This window comes from Nocardia sp. NPDC056952 (assembly GCF_042674185.1).
Lineage (GTDB): Bacteria > Actinomycetota > Actinomycetes > Mycobacteriales > Mycobacteriaceae > Nocardia.
In genome coordinates, this window is record NZ_JBHURA010000001.1 from 1,045,131 (window position 1) to 1,068,067 (window position 22,937).

Annotated in this window: 20 protein-coding genes; 12 read left to right on the forward strand and 8 right to left on the reverse strand. The window is 68.1% G+C overall.

Translation table 11 applies throughout. The annotated features are described in order from the left end of the window. Positions 1–235: 235 nt before the first annotated feature. Complete coding sequence (locus ACFTS5_RS04645) at positions 236–541, forward strand: hypothetical protein (RefSeq protein WP_056809962.1); 306 nt, start codon at positions 236–238, stop codon at positions 539–541. On the opposite strand, the gene ACFTS5_RS04650 is transcribed toward ACFTS5_RS04645, so the two are convergent. Beyond that, complete coding sequence (locus ACFTS5_RS04650; RefSeq protein ID WP_378627387.1) at positions 443–3,016, reverse strand: AMP-binding protein; 2,574 nt, start codon at positions 3,014–3,016, stop codon at positions 443–445. The two genes, ACFTS5_RS04645 and ACFTS5_RS04650, sit on opposite strands and share 99 nt — an antisense overlap. Before the next feature lie 72 nt (positions 3,017–3,088). Then, positions 3,089–3,919 carry a PAC2 family protein gene (locus ACFTS5_RS04655; protein ID WP_235569430.1) on the reverse strand — a complete coding sequence of 277 codons (831 nt, stop codon included), beginning with the start codon at positions 3,917–3,919 and terminating at the stop codon, positions 3,089–3,091. A gap of 192 nt (positions 3,920–4,111) precedes the next feature. Between ACFTS5_RS04655 and metH the strand changes: the two genes are divergently transcribed. The 8 genes from metH to hisG all read left to right on the forward strand — a co-directional run bounded on the left by metH (position 4,112) and on the right by hisG (position 15,597). After that, positions 4,112–7,708: a methionine synthase gene (gene metH / locus ACFTS5_RS04660; RefSeq protein ID WP_378627390.1), complete on the forward strand. Its 3,597-nt coding sequence runs from the start codon at positions 4,112–4,114 to the stop codon at positions 7,706–7,708. A 231-nt stretch (positions 7,709–7,939) separates the two neighbouring features. Beyond that, positions 7,940–9,898 (forward strand): serine/threonine-protein kinase, encoded by a 1,959-nt coding sequence (locus ACFTS5_RS04665; RefSeq protein WP_378627391.1) that lies wholly within the window; start codon positions 7,940–7,942, stop codon positions 9,896–9,898. Between the two features lie 80 nt (positions 9,899–9,978). Next, positions 9,979–10,650, forward strand: coding sequence for an HAD family hydrolase (locus ACFTS5_RS04670; protein WP_378627393.1), 672 nt, complete (start codon positions 9,979–9,981; stop codon positions 10,648–10,650). Between the two features lie 180 nt (positions 10,651–10,830). After that, complete coding sequence (locus tag ACFTS5_RS04675; protein WP_378627394.1) at positions 10,831–11,694, forward strand: arpA protein; 864 nt, start codon at positions 10,831–10,833, stop codon at positions 11,692–11,694. Positions 11,695–11,706: 12 nt separating this feature from the next. Then, on the forward strand, positions 11,707–12,522 hold the full coding sequence (locus tag ACFTS5_RS04680; protein WP_378627397.1) for a class I SAM-dependent methyltransferase: 816 nt from the start codon (positions 11,707–11,709) through the stop codon (positions 12,520–12,522). A 9-nt stretch (positions 12,523–12,531) separates the two neighbouring features. After that, positions 12,532–14,352 carry a choline/carnitine O-acyltransferase gene (locus ACFTS5_RS04685; RefSeq protein WP_378627399.1) on the forward strand — a complete coding sequence of 607 codons (1,821 nt, stop codon included), beginning with the start codon at positions 12,532–12,534 and terminating at the stop codon, positions 14,350–14,352. Positions 14,353–14,407: 55 nt separating this feature from the next. Further along, entirely contained in the window at positions 14,408–14,689 is a 282-nt protein-coding gene (locus tag ACFTS5_RS04690) for a phosphoribosyl-ATP diphosphatase (protein ID WP_174562637.1), read from the forward strand. Between the two features lie 56 nt (positions 14,690–14,745). Then, positions 14,746–15,597 carry an ATP phosphoribosyltransferase gene (gene hisG / locus ACFTS5_RS04695; RefSeq protein WP_378627402.1) on the forward strand — a complete coding sequence of 284 codons (852 nt, stop codon included), beginning with the start codon at positions 14,746–14,748 and terminating at the stop codon, positions 15,595–15,597. 69 nt (positions 15,598–15,666) lie between these two features. On the opposite strand, the gene ACFTS5_RS04700 is transcribed toward hisG, so the two are convergent. Continuing rightward, on the reverse strand, positions 15,667–15,870 hold the full coding sequence (locus ACFTS5_RS04700) for a hypothetical protein (RefSeq protein ID WP_378627403.1): 204 nt from the start codon (positions 15,868–15,870) through the stop codon (positions 15,667–15,669). Between the two features lie 292 nt (positions 15,871–16,162). Continuing rightward, a complete protein-coding gene (locus ACFTS5_RS04705; RefSeq protein ID WP_378627406.1) occupies positions 16,163–17,104 on the reverse strand; it encodes an alpha/beta fold hydrolase in 942 nt (313 codons plus the stop codon). 152 nt (positions 17,105–17,256) lie between these two features. On the opposite strand from ACFTS5_RS04705, the gene ACFTS5_RS04710 reads away from it, so the two are divergent. Both ACFTS5_RS04710 and ACFTS5_RS04715 read left to right on the forward strand, forming a co-directional pair. Next, on the forward strand, positions 17,257–17,391 hold the full coding sequence (locus ACFTS5_RS04710) for a hypothetical protein (protein WP_266290015.1): 135 nt from the start codon (positions 17,257–17,259) through the stop codon (positions 17,389–17,391). Further along, the gene (locus ACFTS5_RS04715) at positions 17,391–18,518 is read left to right on the forward strand and encodes a YeiH family protein (protein WP_378627408.1); all 1,128 of its coding nucleotides are present in this window, start codon (positions 17,391–17,393) and stop codon (positions 18,516–18,518) included. The genes ACFTS5_RS04710 and ACFTS5_RS04715 overlap by 1 nt, the downstream gene beginning before the upstream one ends. 19 nt (positions 18,519–18,537) lie before the next feature. On the opposite strand, the gene ACFTS5_RS04720 is transcribed toward ACFTS5_RS04715, so the two are convergent. Further along, positions 18,538–18,939, reverse strand: a complete 402-nt coding sequence (locus ACFTS5_RS04720; RefSeq protein WP_358182305.1) for a nuclear transport factor 2 family protein — start codon at positions 18,937–18,939, stop codon at positions 18,538–18,540. Positions 18,940–19,008: 69 nt separating this feature from the next. Next, entirely contained in the window at positions 19,009–19,908 is a 900-nt protein-coding gene (locus tag ACFTS5_RS04725) for a RecB family exonuclease (protein WP_378627409.1), read from the reverse strand. Between the two features lie 123 nt (positions 19,909–20,031). Here ACFTS5_RS04725 and ACFTS5_RS04730 point away from each other — a divergent pair, with 123 nt between their 5' ends. Continuing rightward, positions 20,032–20,865, forward strand: coding sequence for a tRNA (adenine-N1)-methyltransferase (locus tag ACFTS5_RS04730; protein ID WP_358121145.1), 834 nt, complete (start codon positions 20,032–20,034; stop codon positions 20,863–20,865). Here the strand turns inward: ACFTS5_RS04730 and ACFTS5_RS04735 are convergent, their stop codons facing one another. Further along, positions 20,866–22,146, reverse strand: coding sequence for an acyltransferase (locus ACFTS5_RS04735; RefSeq protein WP_378627411.1), 1,281 nt, complete (start codon positions 22,144–22,146; stop codon positions 20,866–20,868). It lies immediately after the preceding gene. Positions 22,147–22,340: 194 nt separating this feature from the next. Beyond that, entirely contained in the window at positions 22,341–22,871 is a 531-nt protein-coding gene (locus ACFTS5_RS04740; RefSeq protein ID WP_378627413.1) for a hypothetical protein, read from the reverse strand. Positions 22,872–22,937 lie beyond the last annotated feature (66 nt).

The window sequence follows — 22,937 nt, forward strand, 5'->3', positions numbered from 1 at the left end:
TAACGTTCGGCGTCCCGGATAGGGCATGTAGATGTCATCGGATTGACATCTGCTGCCGGGGGCCATGATTGTTCATGATGTAAGCAGGTACTCGGCTCGACAACCGGATGCCGGCTTTGCAGGAGAGCTTGCAGGGCAACGAAGTACCCCCGCGTGGCGTGCCGCGCGACGCGGGGGGATCGGTACACGACAGGTCCGACAACAGAACAGCGATCCCAATCCAACGGAGGTTCGGGTGGAAGCGTTGATCTATGGATACTTGCGGGACGATCTGGCTGATGGTCAGAGCGACCAATTGGAGGATGCGCTACGCAGCCTCGCGCGGACCGCGGGCATGTGTTTCGCCGCGACGTTCCACGAAGCACCCGCGGGTGACGGTGCGGCGTTCGCCGAACTCACCCAGGAATTGAAGCGGGCCGATGCTCACCACGTGGTGGTGCCGTCACTCGATCACCTTGCCGGTCAGACGATTCCGCGTGACCTGCTGATCGCGAAGCTGGCGCACGAGGCGGCCGCTCAAGTGCTGACCCTGGAGCGTTAGCCATGGGATCCGATGCCTGCACCGATCCACCATCTCGGTAGCGGCCGCGCCGGCGGCCAGGCAGGCCACCAGTGCGAGCAATCGCTGGTCGCCGAACGCCGGGTACACCTGCCAGTGCAGCAGATACGCGAACAACGAGCTGTCGGCCACCGCCACCGCCACCACGGCGACGACGGCGGGCACGCGCAGCGCGGGCAGCCAGATCAAGATCAGAATGCCCGCCATGACAAGGCGTTCCCGCTCGGTGACGCCGAAATATCCGGGCACACAAGCCAGCAGCACGGCGCTGACGATCAGCCGCTGCCAGACCGCCGTCGCCTTCGCTCCGGCCCAGCCGAGAACGAAGTACCAACAGGCCAGCGGTGACAACGCGATATCGCGTGCGGGATAGAGCCCGAACGAATGCCAGCGCAAGACCAGGGTGAGGCCGAGCAGGCCGAGGGCGAACCAGAACGGTGCCCGCCGCTCCCAGCCGTCGATCCGGGGGATCCGGATCAGCAGCGCGCAGGCCACGGTGCAGTACACGAGCACTTCCAGGAACCACAGGTGTCCCGCCGTGTCATTGCGGGGTCCGAGGATCTTGTTGAGCAGCAACACATTCTGCCAGCCGTAATAGCCGGGTTGCCAGACCATCGTGATCAGGACCCAGAGCGCGGTCGGCACCGCGATCATCGCCACGGCCCGCCCGGTGAGTCGCAGTCGCCGGGCGCGCGGGGCCGAACTCACCGCGAACCGGGCGAAGTTGTAGCCCGCCACGGCCAGCAGCACGTGCGCGGCGCCCCAGAGTTCGAACAGCTGGATGTGCGAGCCGAGGATCAGCACGATCCCGATCGCGCGCAGAGCCGTCGAGGAGTCGAGGGCCCGGCCGAAGCGGGCGCGGGTACGGGGAGATCGCCCCAGGTCGGCGATCGAACGTTGTGGCCAGTCGGTGGGCAGGGTGCCGAGCACCCGCTCGAGGCGTGCCGCCACGGTGACGTAACTCAGCGAACTGCCACCCAGGTCCGCGAAACTGTGTGCGGGCGAGATCGTCTCGATCGGCAGGCCGAGGGCGTCGGCGTAGATCGCGCCGACATCGTCACCCGGGCTCGCCGGTGTGATCGCGAGCGCGCGCACTGCCGGATAGTCGATTTTTCCGGTGGCCAGCCGAGGCAGTTCGTCGACGACGGCCACGCTGATCGCGGTGGCGGGCAGCCCCGTCACCTGGGCGATCAGTCGCGCGGCCGCCGCCCCGTGCGCTCGGCGCGAGGTCGCCGACGCTGCCGGGCGGGGGAGTATCGCCGCGATCACCCGGCTGCCGTCGTCGGTGCAGGCGGCGGCGAAACCGGCTGCGGCCAGCTCCGATTCGACGCGGCCCAGATCGATGCGCAGACCGAACAACTTGGCGAAGCGGCTGCGCCTGCCGACGACCTGGTACAGCCCGTCGGGGGTGCGCCGGGCCAGATCGCCGGTACGCAGGGCGTCGACCGTGCGGCCCAGGGCCAGGTCGGCCGAGCAGCGGGCGTAGCCGAGCATCACGTTCGGGCCGTGGTAGACGAGTTCCTCCGCGGCGCCGTCGTCGACCGGTGCCAAGGTGAAATGGCCGCCCGGGACGGGGATTCCGATGCAATCGGGGTGCTCGTCGGCCGATTCCGGTGGGAGATACGCCATTCGGGCGGTGGCCTCCGTCTGGCCGTACATCACGAAGAACCGCCAGCCCGCGCCCGCGCCGAGCCGCGCGTAGGTCCGGACCCTGGCCGGGTCGAGCCTGCCGCCCGCCTGGGTCACGTATCGCAGATCAGGCAGTGACATCCGCGCGAAGCCGATCCGGTCGAGGAGATCGACGGTGTAGGGCACCGCGGCGAACGAGGTGGCCCGGTGCGCGCGGAACTCGTCCCAGAACTCGGGCTCGAGCACCGAGCGCTCGGTGAGCAGCAGGCTCGCGCCGCGCAACAGATGACTGTGGACCACCGACAGGCCGTAGCAGTAGAACAGCGGCAGGGTGGTCGCCGCGCGGTCGTCCGGGCCGATGCCGAGGTACTCGGCGATGGATTCGGCGTTGGCGCTGAGATTGCGCGCCGACAGCCGCACCAGCTTCGGCGACCCTGTCGACCCGGAGGTGCTGAGCAACAGCGCCAGCTCCGGGTGCAGCCGGTGCGCCGACCGCGCGCGGTTCGCGATGACCCGGCCCCGGTCGATGATCACGTCCGGGTCGTAGGTTGCGGCCAGTTCGCCGGTGAGCTCGCCGGTGAGCAAGACCGCGCACCCCGCGTCGAGTGCGCCGAGGTAGGCGACGAGGGAGTCGAGATCGTTGCCCGCGGTGAGCGCGACGAGCCGGCGAACCGGTCCCAGTCCGGCCGAGAACTCCGCGACGCGGTCGGCGAGCTGGGCATAGGTCACCGAGGTGATGGTGCCGGTGGAGTCGGGCCCCGCCGGGTGCAGCACCGCGATGCGGTCGTCGAAACCACGCAGATGGGCGACGATCGGCAGGGTCGGCACGCGAAAAAGTCTAGGCGGCGTGCCGAGGGCGGCCGGGAGGCGCCTGTGCGGCGAACTCCCGGTGAACGAGAACTAGAGGCCGAAGCTGCCGGGCCCGCGTCTGCGCAGGTACTTCTCGAACTCGGCCGCGATGGCGTCGCCGTCGATCTTGGACATGGTCTCGTTGAGATCGATCGCCGCGTCGCCGCGCTCCTCGAGCGAGCGCACGTACTCGCTGATCTCCTCGTCGCCGAGGGTCATCTCGTTGACCGCGGCTTCCCACTCCTCGGCCTGTTTCGGCAGCTCACCGAGCGGAACCTCGATGTCGAGGACGTCTTCGACCCGGTGCAGCAGCGCGATCGTCGCCTTCGGGTTCGGCGGCTGCGACACATAGTGCGGGACGGCGGCCCAGAACGACACCGCGGGCACCCCGGCCTTCACGCACTGGTCCTGCAGTACGCCGGTGATCCCGGTCGGACCCTCGTACCTGGTCTGTTCCAGGCTGAATCGCTCGGCGGCCTCGGGGCTGTAGGCCGAACCGGTCACCGGCACCGGCCGGGTGTGGGGGGTATCGGCCAGCAGCGCGCCGAGGATGACGACCGTCTCCACGCCGAGCTGCTCGATGAACTCGAGCAGGTCGTCGCAGAAACTGCGCCATTTCATGTTCGGTTCGATGCCACGCAGCAACACCACGTCGCGGTCGCTACCGGGCGGGGAACACACCGACAGCATCGTCGAGGGCCACTGGATCTCCCTGGTCACCCCGTCGACCTGACGGACTGTCGGCCGGTTCACCTGGTAGTCGTAGTAATCCTCGGAATCGAGTTCGGCCAGCGGCTCGGCATCCCAGATCAACTCCAGATGTTCGATGGCGCCACTGGCGGCATCGCCGGCGTCGTTCCAGCCCTCGAAGGCGGCAACCATGACGGGATTGCGCAACGTCGGCAGTTCCGTCTCGGGGGTCTCACTGGCATCCACCCGGTCAGCCTAGTGTCTTGTGCGAATTGTTTTGCGGTGACCGACGGTGTTGCGTGTTTCCACCGGGAACAGTGGCGCAGGCCACTCGATTCACCCACAGTGGTCTCGTTCGTCGGGGGTGCCCTCTAGTCTTGAATCATGTCTGCGTCCTTGCCCACCGGGTTCGATACCACGCTCCTCGACACGCTGCGGCGGCGTGTCGTCATCGGCGACGGCGCGATGGGCACGATGTTGCAGGCCGCGGATCTGTCGCTCGACGACTTCCGCGGCCTCGAGGGATGCAACGAGATCCTCAACGACACCCGCCCGGATGTGCTCGCCGAGATTCACCGCGCCTACTTCGCCGCGGGCGCGGATGCGGTGGAGACCAACACCTTCGGCTGCAACCTGCCCAACCTCGCCGACTACGACATCCAGGACCGGATCCGCGATCTGTCCGAGCGTGGCACCCGCATCGCCCGCGATGTCGCCGACGAGATGGGTCCGTCCGCCGACGGCACCCCGCGCTATGTCCTCGGCTCGATGGGCCCCGGCACGAAGCTGCCGACCCTGGGCCACGCGCCGTTCGTCTCGCTGCGCGACGCCTACACCGAAGCCGCGCTCGGCATGCTCGACGGCGGTGCCGACGCCATCCTCATCGAGACCTGCCAGGACCTGCTCCAGGTCAAGGCGGCGATCACCGGCAGCCGCCGGGCGATGATCGCGGCGGGCCGCCGGATCCCGATCATCACCCACGTCACCGTGGAGACCACCGGCACCATGCTGGTCGGCAGTGAGATCGGCGCGGCGCTCACCGCGCTGGAACCGCTCGGTATCGACATGATCGGGCTGAACTGCGCGACCGGCCCCGCGGAGATGAGTGAGCACCTGCGGCACCTGTCGCGCCACGCCACCATCCCGGTGTCGGTGATGCCGAACGCCGGTCTGCCCGTGCTCGGTGCCAACGGCGCCGAGTACCCGCTCACCCCCGAAGAGCTCGCCGTCGCGATGAGCGGGTTCGTGTCCGAGTTCGGGCTCTCGCTGGTCGGTGGCTGCTGTGGTACCACCCCGGAGCACATTCGCCAGGTCGCCGAGGCGGTGCGCGAGGTCGAGAAGACGCTGCCCGCGATCGAGGATCGGCGCCACCCCGAGCACGAGCCTGCCGTCTCGAGCATGTACACTGCGGTGCCGTTCGAGCAGGACGCGTCGATCATGATGATCGGCGAGCGCACCAATGCCAACGGCTCCAAGGCTTTCCGTGACGCGATGCTGGCCGCCGACTGGCAGCGGTGCCTCGAGATCGCCAAGGACCAGACCCGCGACGGCGCGCACATGCTCGACCTCTGCGTCGACTACGTGGGCCGCGACGGTGCCGACGACATGAACGAGCTGGCCTCACGGCTGGCCACCGCCTCGACGCTGCCGATCATGCTCGACTCCACCGAGGTGCCGGTGTTGCAGGCGGGTCTGCAGCACCTGGGTGGCCGGTGTGCGGTGAACTCGGTGAACTACGAGGACGGCGCGGGCCCGGATTCGCGGTTCCAGCAGATCATGCGGCTGGTCTCCGAGCACGGTGCCGCCGTCGTCGCGCTGACCATCGACGAAGAGGGTCAGGCTCGCACGGCCGATCACAAGGTCGCGATCGCCGAGCGGCTCATCGACGACATCACCGGCAACTGGGGCCTGGCCGAGTCCGACATCATCATCGACACCCTGACGTTCACCCTGGGCACCGGGCAGGAGGAGTCGCGCAAGGACGGCGAGGAGACGATCAAGGCCATCCGCGAGCTCAAGCGCCGCCGCCCGCAGGTGCAGACCACCCTGGGTCTGTCGAATATCTCCTTCGGTCTGAACCCGGCCGCCCGGCAGGTGCTGAACTCGGTGTTCATGCACGAATGTGTCGAAGCGGGACTGGATTCGGCGATCGTGCACGCGTCGAAGATCCTGCCGATGAGCCGGATCCCCGACGAGCACCAGCAGGTGGCCCTCGATCTGATCTATGACCGCCGCACCGAGGACTACGACCCGCTGCAGAAGCTGATGGCGTTGTTCGAGGGTGTCTCGACGGCCTCGTCGAAGGCCTCGCGCGCCGAGGAAATGGCGCTGCTGCCCTTGTTCGAGCGTCTCGAGCGGCGCATCGTCGACGGTGAACGCAACGGTCTCGGTGACGATCTCGACGAGGCGATGCAGACCGTGCCGCCGCTGCAGATCATCAACGAGACCCTGCTCTCGGGCATGAAGACCGTCGGTGAACTGTTCGGTTCGGGCCAGATGCAGCTGCCGTTCGTGTTGCAGTCGGCCGAGGTGATGAAAACCGCTGTCGCGCACCTGGAACCGCACATGGAAGCCACCGACGACGCGGGTAAGGGCCGGATCGTGCTGGCCACGGTGAAGGGCGATGTCCACGACATCGGCAAGAACCTGGTCGACATCATCTTGTCCAACAACGGCTACGAGGTGGTGAACCTCGGTATCAAGCAGCCCATCGCGACCATTCTCGACGCCGCGCAGGACAAGAAGGCCGATGTGATCGGCATGTCCGGGCTGCTGGTGAAGTCGACCGTGGTGATGAAGGAGAACCTCGGCGAACTCAACTCCAAGGGTGTCGCCGAACAGTTCCCGGTGCTGCTCGGTGGTGCCGCGCTGACTCGTTCCTATGTGGAGAACGACCTCACCGCGGTCTACGACGGCGACGTGTACTACGCCCGCGACGCCTTCGAGGGCCTGCGGTTGATGGACGAGATCATGACCGTCAAGCGTGGCGGCGGGCTCGACCCGGACAGCCCGGCGGCGATCGCCGCCAAGGAGAAGGCCGCCGAGCGCAAGGCGCGTCATGAGCGGTCCAAGCGGATCGCGGCCGAGCGCAAGGCCGCCGAGGCGCCGATCGTGGTGCCCGAACGCTCCGATGTGGCCACGGATCTGCCCGTGCCGACGCCGCCGTTCTGGGGTACCCGGGTGATCAAGGGTCTGCCGCTGGCGGAGTATTCGGGTCTGCTCGACGAGCGGGCACTGTTCCTCGGCCAGTGGGGTCTGCGCGGTCAGCGTGCCGGGGACGGGCCGACCTATGAGGACCTGGTGGAGACCGAGGGCCGGCCGCGATTGCGCGCCTGGCTCGACCGGCTCGCCACCGAGGGTGTGCTCCAGCACGCGGCCCTGGTCTACGGGTACTTCCCGGCGGTGTCGGAGGGTGACGAGGTCATCGTGCTGACCGAGCCGAATCCGGATGCGCCGGAACGGTATCGGTTCACCTTTCCGCGTCAGCAGCGCGACAGGTTCCTGTGCATCGCCGACTTCATCCGCTCGCGCGAGCAGGCTCGTGCGACCGGACAGGTCGACGTGTTGCCGTTCCAGCTGGTGACGATGGGTCAGCCGATCGCCGACTTCGCGAACGCGTTGTTCGCCGCCGACAACTACCGTGACTACCTCGAGGTACACGGCATCGGTGTGCAGCTCACCGAGGCGCTGGCCGAGTACTGGCATCGCCGGGTGCGTGAGGAACTGACCGTCGACGGCAAGTCCGTCGCCGCCGACGATCCCGCCGACATCCAGGACTACTTCAAGCTCGGCTACCGGGGCGCTCGCTACTCCTTCGGCTACGGTGCCTGCCCTGACCTGGAAGATCGTGCCAAGCTGGTCGACCTGCTCGACGCGGGCCGGGTCGGGGTGACGCTGTCGGAGGAACTGCAGTTGCACCCCGAACAGTCGACGGACGCGTTCGTGCTGCTGCATCCGGAGGCGAAATACTTCAACGCCTGAGAGACTGCAGGCACAGAGATACACGCGTCGGCAGATCGGACCGGTCCCGCGGACCGGTCCGATTGTCGTTGCGGCGCATGTGAGTCTGGTCACGATGCGGCGCTGGGTCCATGGACCGGGCTGTCCCGCAACAGGATCGAAGCAGTTCAGCACGTAGGATTTTCGAAAGTTTCATCCCGCTGTGGCGCGGAGGGCGAGACGACTCAGCGGTAAGCAGGAGGGGCACACGATATGACATCGGATCGGTTGATCGCGGGACGCTATCGACTCACCGACCCGATCGGCACGGGCGCGATGGGAGTCGTGTGGCGCGCCACCGATGTCCGGCTGCGGCGCACCGTCGCGGTGAAGCAAGTGCTGCTCGCACCCGGTCTCACCGGTACGCAAGCACTCGAAGGAAAACTGCGCGCGATGCGGGAGGGCCGGATCGCGGCCCGTCTGCACCATCCCAACGCCATCACCGTCTTCGATGTGGCCGAAGAGGACGGCCAGCCGTGGCTGGTCATGGAATACATGAACGCGCCGAGCCTCGCGGTGAAGCTGGCGGGTGGGGTGACGTTGCCGCCGATCGAGGTGGCGGGGATCGGCGCCCAGGCCGCCGCGGCGCTGTCCGCCGCGCACGACGCCGGGATCATGCACCGGGATGTGAAACCGGCCAACCTGCTCGTCGGCGACGACGGCACGGTCAAACTCACCGACTTCGGCATCTCGCACGCGACCGGCGACGTCACCGTCACCGCCACCGGCTTCCTGGCGGGCACCCCCGCCTATCTGGCGCCCGAGATCGCGCGCGGCGACAACCCGAAACCCGCCGCCGACGTGTTCGCTCTCGGCTCGACGCTGTACGCCGCCTCCGAAGGCGCCCCGCCGTTCGGTGAGGGCGACAACCCCCTGGCTGTGCTGCACGCCGTCGCGCGCGGTGTGGTGCCCGAGCCGAAGAACGCGGGCCCGCTCGCCCCGGTCCTGATGTGGCTGCTGACCGCTTCCGCCGACGACCGGCCGACGATGGCGCAGGCCCGGGTCGCGCTGGAAGACGTCGCGGCGGGCCGTGTTCCGGCGCTGCCCGCCTCGGCCACGAAGATTCTGCCGATGAGCGAGGCGGCCACGACGCCGACTCCGTCGGCCGGCGCACCCGCGAACGGGGGCGCACCGGCGAAGTCGGGCGCGGCAGCGTTGTTCGGCAGCGGTCTCGCGAAGGCCAAAGCTGCCCGCTCGGCCATCTCTGGCCGAAATTCGACCGGCGTGCCGCATGCGTCCGACGTCAGCGGGGGTGCGGCGTCCGGCGCGGGCGGCAACGCCGCGGGCCGAGCGGATGGGGCAAGCGATCGAGCGGCGGCAGGCGGGGCCGGGCAGGCAGGCGCGGTGCGGCAGGCAGCGGCGGGCGATCCCGGCCTCGTTCGGCCGCGCGACGCCGTGTCCTCGGCCGCGGACGGTGTCGAACGCGCCGGTGCCCAGGCGCAGCTGCGCGCCGAGGCCGCAGCCGGGCCGACAGACGGCTCCGGCCTGCACCCCGCGTTCCCCGCCCCGCCGTCGCGCACCGACCGCGCGAACAACAGCCGCGCCGTGCTGCTGTTGGCCGCGGCCGTCGCCGCCTTCACGGTGATGCTGGTGGTGTTGGTGGTCACCCGTGACCGGGGCGGTGACTCCGATCAGCAGGCGCAGGTCCCGGCATCGCCGGTCACCGTCACCACCGTGGTCGACGGCAAGGTGAGCACGGTCGTCATCGTGCCCGAGCAGGAAACGATCACCGTGTCCGCCCCGCCCGAGGCCCTGCCTGGCGGTGCGACGAGCACCGGTGCGACCCCGACCAGCACGTCCGCCAAGCCCACCCCCACCACCTCGAAACCGACCAGCACGACCATCACCACCACGCCGTTCGGTCCACCGACCCCGGACCGGATCAACCAGTTCATCGCCGGGTACTACGGCATGCTGCCCGGCAACATCGGCGGGGCGTGGGCGCAGCTCGCTCCCGGCTACCAGGCGCAGACCGGCGGGTTCGGGCAGTACTCGTCGTTCTGGTCGTCGGTGCGGTCGGTGACTGTCGGCTCGATCACCCCCAGCGGGCCGAACCGCGCGGTCGTCACGCTCACCTATCAGCTCGCCAATGGCACCGTGACCTCGGAGAACCGGTGGATCCAGGTCTCCGGCGACGCGGGCAACCTGCAGATCGCCGGCTCGGGCGTCTGAGGCGGACCCGTTACCCTGAACGGGGTCCGGCGAGCGCCGGGCATTTCGGCGATGTGTGACGAGAACGAGGCGAGTAACAGGTGAGCGCGCGACCGGCCGCGGTGCTGTGGGACATGGACGGCACGCTGCTCGATTCGGAGAAGCTGTGGGACATCGCGGTTCGTGAACTGGCCCGCGAACACGGTCGCGAGCTGACCGACGAGGTCCGCCACGCCCTGATCGGCGCCTCCGGCCCCAACGCGCTGCGGATGCTCTTCGACGGTATCGGCCTCGACCCGTCGCCGCAGACGATCGTCGAGGCGGGGGAGTTCCTGGAGCGCCGGGTCACCGAGCTGATGCTCGGCCCGATCCCGTGGCGTCCCGGCGCCAAGGACGCGCTGGCGATGGTGCGCGAGGCGGGCATGAAGTCCGCGCTGGTGACCAACACCAAGCGTTCGCTCACCGAATACGGCCTCGACACCCTCGGCCGCGACTTCTTCGACACCTCCGTCTGCGGTGACGAGGTGGCCCACGGCAAGCCCGATCCGGCCGTCTACCGCCGCGCCGCGGAACTGCTCGGGGTCGACCCGGGTGACTGTGTCGCGATCGAGGACTCGCCGACCGGTTCGCTCGCGGCACAGGGCGCGGGCTGCGGTCTGATTGTGATTCCGTGCGAGATCGCGGTTCCCGAGGCGCCGGGGCGGGTATTCCGGGAGTCGCTGATCGGTTTGTCGGTGGATGATCTGCGAGTCGCACTCGACGCACGCGTGTGAATCTTTCGACAGCGGAGCGTGATAGGGCGTAATAGCCTACCGTGATAGTACCGAAACCCAGGTTGAATCTACGAAAACTGTTGCCGCACAGTTGATTTCGCCCGATTGTGATCTTCCCGGGATATGCCCGATTTGTCGAAACCACGGGCGCTCGCCCGAATATTCCCGCAAACTGGGTACATGACGGGCACGCGGGGGCTTGACGAAATCGTCGACATCGCACGGTATCCACTCACCGATCTCGGTGGTTCGGGCAGGCAGGCGGCTGTCGACGCCGCCCGCGCCGGGCTGGCCGAGGACGGCTGTACGGTGCTGCGCGAGTTCATTCGCCCGCAGCTGCTCGATACGCTGCGCGCCGAGGGGGAGGCGATCGCACCGCACGCCCACTACAAGGTGGAGCGGGTCAACGCCTACAACATTCCCCTCGACGCCGACCTGCCCGCCGGCCATCCGGCGCGGATCGTGCTCGATCGCGGTAACGCGTTCGTGGCCCGCGACCGGATCCCGGCCGAGGCGCTGATCCAGCGCCTCTACACCGACCCGGTGTTCCAGCGCTTCGTCGCCGACTGTTTCGAACTCGAGGATCTGCACGAATTCGCCGACCCACTGGCAGGTTTGTGCCTGAACGTGGTCGAGCCGGGGATGTCGCATCCGTGGCATTTCGACACCAACGAATTCACCGTGAGCATGCTCACGCGCAAGCCCGACGCCGGCGGCGTGTTCGAGTACTGCCCCAATATCCGCGACCCGCACGCCGAGCACCTCGACGACGTGCGCGCCGTGCTCACCGGTGACGGCACCCGGTTCATTCGCGCGCTGGAACTGCGCCCCGGCGATCTGCAGCTGTTCAAGGGCCGCTTCTCTCTGCACCGCGTCACCGAGGTGGCCGGTGCGAGCCAACGACATTCGGCGATTTTCGCCTACACGGACCGTCCAGGGGTGATCGGCACGGTCGAACGCACCAGGCAGTTGTTCGGCCGTGTCCTGCCCGACCATGTGGCCGCCGCGGCCGACGCCGTCCGAGGTGACCGACTGCTCGACTGAGAGGAACCGCCCATGTCCGTTCCGTTGCACACCACAGGCAAAGCATCCTTCGACGACATCTACGAAAGTCCGGATCCGCGTGCGTACTTCGCACGGATGAACGAGCTGGACTACCGGATCCCGGAACTGGCGAAGCCGCACTTCGCCGAGCAGCTGCGCCAGCTGCGGGCCGCTCGGCCGGGCCGGATCCCGACGGTGCTCGACCTCGGGTGCTCCTACGGGGTGAACGCGGCACTGCTGCGCACCGACACCACCGTCGACGAATTGGCCGGGCACTACCGTGATCACGTCGACACCGACAAGATCGGGCTGATCGCCGCCGACCGGGAGCGGTTGCGCGGCGATCTGATGCCCGACGTACGCTTCATCGGGATGGACGCCGCACGCCCGGCGCTGACCTACGCCCACGCCGCCGGACTCCTGCACGACTACGTGCACGCCGACCTCGAGGCCACCGAGCCCACCGAGGCGCAGCGCCGTGTGCTGGCCTCCGCCGATCTGGTGATCTCCACCGGATGCGTCGGCTACATCACCGAGAAAACCCTGTCCAGGGTCGCCCAAGCAGATCCGCGCAAGCGACCGTGGATGGCGCATTTCGTGTTGCGGATGTTCGATTTCGGTCCCATCGCCGAGGAACTGGCCGCGCTCGGCTACCGCAGCGAGCAACGTCCCGGTATGTTCCAGCAGCGGAGGTTCGCCTCGTCGCAGGAACGTGAACAAGTGCTGGATGCGTTGGCGGCCAAGGGAATCGACACCACCGACCACGAAGCCGAAGGCTGGCTCTACGCCAACCTGTTCCTGTCCCGCCCGCATCCCATCGAGACCTGAGGACTTGGATTGAACCAACCCACGTTCGCCGCCGAAGACACGCTGCCCCGGGTACCGCTGCCGAGTCTGGACGACAGTTGCGCGCGGTTCCTGCAGTGGTGTCAGCCCCTGCTCGGCGCCGAAGATTACGCCACCACCGAGGGCGCGGTAGCTGAGCTGCTGCGCCCCGGTGGGGCCGGGCGCGCGCTGCACGCCGCCCTCGCCGACTACGACGCCACCCCCGGCGTCGGTAGCTGGCTCGACGAATTCTGGCCGTCCCGGTATCTGGGCCGTCGGGACCGGATCGCGCTGAACGCCAACTTCGTGTTCCTGTTCCGTGACGACACCCCGCTGGCGGCGTCGACCGTCGCCGGGCAGGCCGAGCGGGCCGCCGCGATCATCGGGGCGGCAGTCGATTACAAGCTGGCATTGGACGCGGAGAAGATCCCACCGGTGACCCAGCGCGGGCAGGCGCTGTCGATGTGGCAGAACAAGTACCTGTTCTCCGAGACCCGGATTCCCGGCGAGATCCAGGACAGCGTCCGCAAGCCCTACAGCCCGGAATGGCCTGGCCCCTCGGATGCCCGGCACATCGCGGTCTTCTACCGCGGCAACATCTTCCGGATGGATGTCATCGGACCCGACGGCGCGCCGTACGCGTTCGACGACGTGGTCGACGGGCTGCGCGCGGTGATCAAGGGCGGCACCAAGCCCGCCGCGACCGACACCTCGGTCGGCCATCTCACCACGAAGGCCCGTGCGGCATGGGCGCGCAGCCGGGAAGTGCTGCGCACCGAGCCCGCCAATGTCGAGGCCTTCGACGCGGTGGAGACGGCGCTGTTCTCGGTGTGCCTGGAAGACTTCGCCCCGCGCGACGAACTGCACGCCTGCGATCAGCTGCTCCACGGTGACAGCGGCAACCGCTACTTCGACAAGTCGGTGTCGTTCATCGTCTTCGCCGACGGCCAGGCCGGCATCAATATCGAGCACTGCGGACTCGACGGCACCACCGTGCTGTCGTTCGTCGACGCGCTGCTCGAGCGGACCGCCCAGGATCACGCGGCGACCAGCGGCGCGCAGTCGCAGGGGCTGCCCTCGGTGGAGCCGATCGAGTTCGTGCTCGACTCCGCCGCGCGCGCCGACATCGCCGCGGCGGGCGCCGACTTCGCCCGCTTCGCCGCCGACACGGCCACCTCGCTGGTGTCGTTCGACGACTTCGGCACCGGCGAGGCCAAGAAGCTGGGCATCTCACCCGATGCCTTCGCTCAGCTCAGCTACCAGCTCGCCCACCGGCGCAGCAAGGGGCTCACCGGCGCCACCTACGAATCCATCGCCACCCGGCAGTTCCGCAACGGCCGCACCGAGGCCATGCGCGTGGTGACCCCGGAAATGGTGGCGTTCGTCGACGCGATGGTGTCCGACGACGCCGACTCCGCCACCAAGCTGGCCGCGGCGCGCACCGCCGCGTCCGCCCACGTCGCGCGGGCCAAGGAATGCCAAGCCGGGCAGGCGCCCGAGCAGCACCTGTGGGAACTGGAATGGATCCAGCGCCGCCGTGGCGAACAGCTCGGCGTCGCCGATGAGCGGATCGCGCTGTTCGACAGCCCCGGCTGGACGGTCATGCGCGACGACTACCTCTCGACCAGCTCGGCCCCGTCGAAGTACATCCGCTACTTCGGCTTCGGCTCGACCAGCCCGCGCTGCATCGGCATCGCCTACGTGCTGCTGCCGGATCGGTGGAACATCTACCTGGCCACCCCCAAATCGGTGTCCGACCAGATGTACGCCTTCGCCGATCACCTGCGCACCGCCGTAGCCGACCTGCGCGAACTGCTCGCTCAACCGGCGTGATCGTTTCCCGGCGTGCCGCACCGCGCGGTGCGCCGGGAAAACCGCTGGGTCGGGTATGAAACAATCTCTACTCGTGAAGAACTTCGAATCCCTGTTCGCCGAGCTGACCGAGCGTGCCCAGACCCGTCCCGAGGGCTCTGGCACCGTGGCCGCGCTGGACGCAGGCGTTCATTTCCAGGGCAAGAAGGTCCTGGAGGAGGCCGGCGAGATCTGGCTGGCCGCCGAGCACGAGAGCGATGAAGCGCTCGCCGAGGAGATCTCCCAGCTGCTGTACTGGGTCCAGGTGATGATGCTGGGTCGCGGGCTGAAGCTCGAGGACGTGTACCGACATCTGTGACGGCTGATCCGTCTCGATCGACACGTTTCTCACTTCCCCGAAAGGACCCCATTCCCATGTTGCGCGTCGCCGTTCCCAACAAGGGTTCGCTGTCGGAAGCCGCCACCTCCATCCTGAGCGAGGCCGGATACCGCAAACGGACCGATTCCCGCGATCTCACCGTTCTCGACCCCGCCAATCAGGTCGAGTTCTTCTTCCTGCGCCCCAAGGACATCGCCATCTACGTCGGCTCCGGTGAGCTCGACCTCGGCATCACCGGCCGTGATCTGGCCCTCGACTCCGGTTCCCCGGTGAGCGAGCGGCTGTCGCTCGGTTTCGGCCGCTCGAGCTTCCGCTACGCCGCCCCCGCCGGCGAGGACTGGAAGGTCGAGGATCTGGCGGGCAAGCGTATCGCCACCTCCTACCCGAACCTGGTCCGCGCCGACCTCGCCCGCTTCGGCATCGACGCCGAGGTGATCCGCCTCGACGGCGCGGTCGAGATCTCGATCCAGCTCGGTGTCGCCGACGCCATCGCCGACGTCGTCGGATCCGGGCGCACCCTGCGTCAGCACAACCTGGTCGCGTTCGGCGAGTCCCTGTGCGATTCCGAAGGCGTCCTCATCGAACGCACCGGGTCCGACCGCGACGATCGCGCCCGCAACCAGCTCATCAACCGCATCCAGGGCGTCGTCTTCGCCCAGCAGTACCTGATGCTCGACTACGACTGCCCCAAGTCGCTCTTCGACCAGGCCGTCGCGATCACCCCCGGACTGGAATCACCGACGGTCTCGCCGCTCACCGATCCCGAGTGGGTCGCCGTACGCGCCCTCGTTCCCCGCAAGCAGGGCAACGAACTGATGGACCGCCTCGCCGACCTCGGCGCCAAGGCCATCCTCGCCACCGACATCCGCTCCTGCCGGGCCTTCTGAGCAGTACTTCCCGAAGCCCCTCACCTGAGTTCGCGCAGGTGGGGGGCTTCGTGTTTTCGGCGCCTGAACTTACTTCGCCGAGAGACTCTCGAGCGCCTCACGCACGAAACACAACGGGCAGATCGGGTCGAACGGCGCTGTCACCGCGTCGGCGACGAGGGGCTCGACGACGGCTGGCTGTGCTGTCGAACCTGCCGATGCGACGGTCGGACAGGTCCCCATCGCCAGCGTGATGGCGGCCAGGGCGACGGCCCTGAACAGAGTGCGGTTCATTATTTCTCCTCGACTCGGTGGAGACGACCCAGCGGACGGCAGCGCGGGTGAGGCCACCGTCCATGGATTCCCGGCAGTCCGAAGGTAGCCGTCTTCGATGCGCTGGTCGAGGCCGCCGACGGGCATTCCGCCGCGGGTAGGCTGGAATCGCAGATTTGTCCGGACAATCAGTGATCGGGGCGAACATGTCGAACAAGAACGAACACGAAGAGAAGATCGAGAAGGAGCAGGTCGAGCGCGAAGAAGAGCGCCGCCGCCTGCAAGAAGAAGAGGATCGTCGCCTGCAGTAGGCCTAGCTGCCCGCGCGAGCGACGAAGGGCGCCACCACCGCGATGAGCACGTCGGGTTGCTCCACCAGCGAGCTGTGCCCGGACCCCGCGATCACCTGGGCGCGCAATCCGGCTTCAGCGAATCGAGCGACATTGGTCGCGGTCGGGGCCAGCGCGTCGTGCTCACCCCAGATCACCAGGATCGGCTTGCCCAGAGCCGCGAGACGGTCGGCCACGGCGCGTTCGTCGTTGAGCTCGACGGCGGCGGTCGAACGACATACCCCGCGGTGGGTGAGTCGTTCGAGTGACCGATGTGCCAGTGCCGGAACGGGATAGTCCGCGGCGAACGCGGTCTGCAGCGAACCATCCGTGATCGCATCGATCGGTCGCAAGCGGTCCGAGAGTGCCCCGACGATCGGCACGCAGTTTAGCGCCGCGAGCATCGGCATCGCACGCAGCCCGGGACCGCCCTGGGTGTCGATCACCGCGACCCGTTCGACGCGGCCGGGCTCCTGCTGCGCGAGCTGTGTGGCGACGTGTCCGCCCATGGAGTGCGCGACCAGGGCCGCCTGGCGGATACCGAGCGTGTCCAACGCACGCAGGACTGCCCTCGCTTGGCCCTCGGCATCGAAGTCGCCGTCGTCGCCGGTCGATTCGGAGCCGCCGTGTCCGACGAGATCGATGGCCACGACCCGGTTCCCGGCCGCCGCCAGCGCGGGGGCGACCTGTTCCCACCATTCGATCGAGGCCGAATAGCCGTGCAGCAGAACGACCGCCCGCTCGCCGATGGCCGGGCCGTACTCGCGCACATTGAGGTCGGGGCCGTCGAGGACCAGGACATGTCCGCCCGCGAAGGGTTCGGCTGCTCGGGTGTCGCGTTCGACAAGGATCGCGTTGCCGGCCAGCGCGGCAACCACCACGATCAGCACCAGTGCGACAGCGCGCATCTTCCCGGTAATGCGCACTGAACCCACCCCTGAACTCGATCGCTCTCGAACATCATGCACCCTATCGTGCGGCCGGCGGCGAGATCCGCTCAGGCTGAACACAATCGGTGTGCCCTCGCGATTCCGTTGCTACCTTGCGTTTTCTCGATGAGGAACAGCGAGGAGTCATCGTGTCGCAGACACAACCCGAGCCTCGGCCGGGCAGCGCATTCAGCTGGAACGAAGACTGGTTGGCTACCGTCGTCGGGCTCGTCCTGATCGGCCTGGTGCTGGTCGGCGCGATCCCGGATTGGCTGGTGCCGTGATGGGGGAGGTCAGGACGACGTCGGAAACCGCGGCGTTGCAGGCGAATACGCGGCCGACGGCGCGCGACATCGTGGCCGGGATCCTGCTGGTGCTCGCGCTGGGCGCGTTGACGCGGTTCTTCGACACCCATGTTCCGCAGTGGGCCGCGGATACGCCGTTCAAGCGGGTTGCGAAGACGGTCGAGTATCCGGTGTACGCGATCGCGATCGGGTTGATCGGCAATGTGGTGCTGAGCAAGATCGGCCTGCGGGACCGGCTTTCGGCCGGGTTCCGGACCGAGTTCTTCATCAAGACCGGGGTGGTGCTGCTCGGCGCTTCGATCAATCTGAAGATCCTGGTGACGGCGGCCGCTCCGTCGATCGTGCAGGCGCTGGCGTTGATCACCATCGTCTTCGGGTTCACCTGGTGGCTGGGCGGGGTGCTCGGTCTCGACGACAAGTTGCGGGCGCTGCTGTCGTCGGCGGTGTCGATCTGCGGGGTGAGCGCGGCCATCGCGGCGGCGGGTGCGGTGCAGGCGCGACGCGAGCAGATCGCCTACGCGGCGTCGCTGGTGATCATCTTCGCGTTGCCCTCGATCTTCCTGTTGCCCTGGCTCGCCGACGTTCTCGGGCTCTCCGATGCGGTGGCGGGCGCGTGGATCGGTGGCAATATCGACACCACCGCCGCGGTGGCTGCCGCGGGTGCGCTGGCGGGTGAGCAGTCGTTGCAGATCGCGACGATCGTCAAGACCACGCAGAACGCGCTCATCGGTCTCGTGGCGATCGCTCTCACCGCCTGGTTCGCGTTCCGCGTGGATCGCACCGAGGGTGCCGCTCGTCCGAGTATCGGCGAATTCTGGGCCAGGTTCCCGAAATTCGTGCTCGGATTCATCGCCGCGTCGATCATCGGCACGCTGTATCTGCAGTCGGTCGACAAGAAGACGGGTGCCGCGCACATCGCCGTCATCAACGACCTGCGCACCTGGTTCCTGATCCTGGCCTTCGTCTCCATCGGCCTGGAGTTCTCGCTGCGCGGGCTGCGCGAAGCCGGTTGGCGGCCGATCGTGGTCTTCGGATCGGCGGCGGTGGTGAACCTCGCTGTCGGCCTGGGTCTTTCGGTGCTGCTGTTCCGCGACTTCGCGGTCTGAGTACGCGCCGCGGGCAGCCTCAGGAATCAGCCCGGCTGCTCGCGGTCGCCTCGGCCTTGATCTGTTCGAACTGCGCGCCCATCCGTGCGGCCAGTGCGGTCGCGGCCGACAGCGGACGGACCATCACCATCAGCTCATCGATCTTGCCGTCCTCGTCGAGGTGGACGAAATCGCACCCGGTGAGTTGCTTGCCGTCCACGGTGGCCTCGAACACCAGGGCGTGATCGCGCCCCTCGCCGATCTCGCGCACGTAGCGGAAGTCTTCGAAGACGCGGATCACCGCGCGCAAGATGGCCGCGGTGATGGCCTTGCCGGGATAGGGCTGGAAAGCGACGGGGCTGGTGAAGACCACATTCTCGGCCAGCAATGCTTCGATGGCCGCTTCGTCTCGTGCTTCGACCGCCGTGCGGAAAGGATGCATCTGTCAGCTCACCTCATATTCAACGAGTTGCATAGGGTGTGCGTAGCTTAACCCGCGCAGTGAGTGCGGTCACACGTCTTCGGGGAGACGTTCTGTCACCAGGTCGGCCGGGACCGGGGCCTGGACCGGCCAGCCCGGATAGGGCGGGGGTGTGCCGCCGTACTCGGGGCACAGGGGCTTGAAGTCGCAGTACTTGCACATCGAATTGCGAGTGGGCGGGAAGTCTCCGGTTCGGCCCGCGTCGATGATGGCCTGCCAGAGCGCGGTGAGGATGCGCTGGAAGCGGTCCAGTTCCTCGCGCTCGGGTGTGTAGGTGAGAATGTTCTTGTCGGCCAGATAGATCAGGCGCAGTTGGGCCGGGACGATGTCGCGGGTGCGCAAGATCATCAGCGCGTAGAACTTGAGCTGGAACAGCGCTCGCGCCTCGTGCAGGGGGCCGGGGGAGCGACCGGTCTTGTAGTCGACCACGCGCAGCAGGCCGTTGGGCGCCACGTCGATGCGGTCGACGAAGCCGCGCAGCGGAATATCGCCGTCGAGGTCGACCTCGACCCGTTCCTCGAGCGCGTGCGGCTCGAATCGGCGCGGGTCCTCGAGCTCGTAATAGCTCGCGACCAGTGTGCGCACTTCGTCGAACAGCGCTTCCGGCCCACCCTCGGCGACGAGCTCGTCCACCCCGTCGCGCTCCGCGCGCACACGCTCCCACGCCCCCGGTACCAACTCGGCGGCCCGTGCCGGCTGACGCTCGGCCGCGGGCAACCCGAACAGGTCTTCCAGCACCGCGTGCACCACGGTCCCGCGTACCGCGGCTCGCGACGGCGGTTCCGGCACCCGATCGATCGCCCGTAACCGGTACTTCAGTGGGCACTGCTTGAAATCGCTTGCCCGCGAAGGCGACAACGCCGGACGCGACCGATGCACCGGCGCGTCGGCGGTGTCGTCGGTGAGGGGCACGGACAAGGGCGCTGACATGTTTCGCAGGTTAACCGCACACACCGACACGATCGCGCGGCCGCCGCGAAATAGCTGACCCGTCGATCGCGCGGATCGCCGCGCCTGGCAGGCTGACAGGTCCATTCGAAGAACGGGAGATCAATGACGGCCAGACGAACCGGTCCATTCGCTATCGGGGACCGCGTGCAGCTGACCGACGGTAAGGGACGCCTCTTCACCGTGGTGCTCGAGGAGGGTAAGGAATTCCATACCCATCGCGGCGGCATCAAGCACGACGACCTCATCGGCAACGACGAGGGCACCGTGGTGAAGTCGGTCAACGGCACCCCGTATCTGGCCCTTCGCCCGCTGCTCACCGACTACGTGCTGTCGATGCCGCGTGGCGCCGCGGTGATCTACCCCAAGGACGCCGCCCAGATCGTGCACGAGGGCGATGTGTTCCCGGGCGCGCGGGTGCTGGAAGCCGGCGCCGGTTCGGGCGCGCTGACCTGCTCGCTGCTGCGCGCGGTCGGTCCCGAGGGCGAGGTGATCTCCTACGAGATCCGCGACGACCACGCCGAGCACGCCGTCCGCAACGTGGAGACCTTCTTCGGCGAGCGGCCGGCGAACTGGTCGATCACGATCGCCGACGTGGCGCAGTACGAGGGCCCCCAGGTCGATCGTGTCGTGCTCGACATGCTGGCGCCGTGGGACGCGTTGCCCGCGGTGTCGAAGGCGCTGGTTCCCGGTGGGGTGCTGGTGGTCTACGTCGCCACCGTCACCCAGCTGTCGAAGGTGGTCGAGGCGCTGCGTGAGCAGGAATGCTGGACCGAACCGCGCTCGTGGGAGTCGATGGTGCGTGGCTGGCACGTCGTCGGCCTGGCCGTGCGCCCGGAGCATCGCATGCAGGGCCATACCGCGTTCCTGGTGAGCGCGCGGCGGCTGGCCGAGGGCACCGTCACGCCCAAGCCGCAGCGGCGTCCGTCCAAGGGCTGATCACGCGCGGGTGAGCAGGCGGGCGGCGAGCAACGCTGCCGCCGCGCCTGCGAACCAGAGCCCACCGTCTGCGGTGAGGCCCCATCGGGTGGCTTGCAGGATCGCGATCCCGGCGGCGATCACGGTCAGCACGGTGGCGGCCGAGCGGACGCCCCGCACTGCCGCGACCGGCCCGTCCCACCAGCGCAGCGGTGTGTTCTCGAGGCCACGCAGGCCGAGGAACAGCGCGCCGGTGAGTGCGGCGGTCGCGGTGAGCTGCACCGCCGTGAGCAGCCAGAATCCGGATTCGGTGGGTGCGGCGCGGTCGGCGCCTGCCAGGTGGCTGAGTACCAGCACGGTGAGCAGGGCGGGCATGTGCCACAGGTACAGCGTCATGGCGCCGGTGTTGCCGATGACGGTCGACCACCAGACGCGCGGGCGGGCGGCGAGACGCCGCAGCCAGGGCGCCACGGCGACGGCGGCGCAGCACAGCATCACCGCGTGCCCGGCCAGCAGCAGCGAGGGCGGCGCCAGATTCGACAGCCGTTGGCCCGGCACGGTGACCATGCTCACCTCGTACGGGCCGACCAGGACCAAGAGCGCGTCGGCGACCAGAACCACACCGGCCAGGACCGCCGCGGTCCGCCGGCGCAGCATGCCACGCAGATACCCGATCCCGAGCACCGCGGGCACCAGCCAGACGACCATGTTGAGGTAGCCGAGCTCGCTCGGCCCGCCGGTGAGCCGCACCGCGTCGACGATCGCCGTGCCTGCCACGATCACCGCGACCGCGGCGAACATCCGGCCACCGCTGGTGATCAGCGCCGCGAGCGACGGCACGAACGCCAGCACCGCCAGGTACGTGCCGAGAAACCACAGCAGCTGCACGCTGGTCACCGCGAGCGGACGATGCCACCCCGGCGCGAGCACCAGATCGGCCACCACCAGCAGCGCCACCGAGGCGGCCACGAAGTAGCCGAGCGGTCGGACCAGCCGCTGGGTGCGCCGGAAAAGCCAAGCGCCCCATGATGTTCCCGGCCCGATGCCGCGCGCACCCGCGGCCACGCCAGCGAAGAAGAACAGCGGAAGCACCTGCAGAACCCAGGTGAGCGGGCGCAGCATCGGCAGATCGGCGAGCACATTGCCGAAACGGACCTCGGTGCCCGACACCGTCACGGTCAGCATCAGGCAGTGACCGGCGACGACCACCACCAGCGACGAGATCCGCAGCAGATCCAGGAACCGGTCACGATCGGCCGGGGTGTTCGCGGTGACCACCGCGACACTGGGAACAACGCTCATGCCAGAGACCATCGCAGAATTCGCGCCACCGACACAGCGCGGAACTACCCCGCTCGCTGAGTGAAACTACGGGGGTGTGGCCCGCCGGCCGGCCGCGAGCGATCCAGCCCGGGTGATCTTGTGGCCTGCGTGCGGTGCACAGCGACGACAAGGCCGAGGTGGTACTCGCGGACCGTCCGGGCCGTGCCGATCGGTCAGGCGGGCGTGCAGGGGGCCTGGGCGAAGCCGAGCAGCAGGCAGCCGCTGGCGTCGGAGAGCTTCCACGTGCCGCCCTCCTGCTGCCAGGTGACCGGGAACGCGGGCGCCGTGCCGTGTGGAGAGGTGATCGTCACATCGGCGGTGGCGGTGTCACCACTGGTCGCGACGTTGTCGACGGCGAAGGTCAGGGTGTAGCCGGCGAGCATGCCGTTCATCTGATCGATGTTGGACTTGTGCGCGTCGCCGTTGACGATCAGTTTCGCCTTGTCGTCGGTGGATACTCCGGGATCGGCGAACTTGATCAGCGTCGCCTTCAGGGAATCGGCGGTGGGTGCCGCGGCGTTGTCACCCGAAGGTGCCGGAGTTGCCGAAACGCTGGACGGAGCGGCCGCGATACTGGTACTGCTCGTGGTGGCATTCGTCGAGGAATCGTCGGAATCGCCGCAACCGGTCAGTCCGACGGTGACGGCGAGCGCCGCAGCGGCGGCGGCGACGGTGACACGGATCGTGCGGGGAGGAAGGAGCATGGACAGCAACCTTTCGACTCGTTGGGCGAGTGCCCCGTACGGGGTGTTAGGGGAGCCTAACAGGTG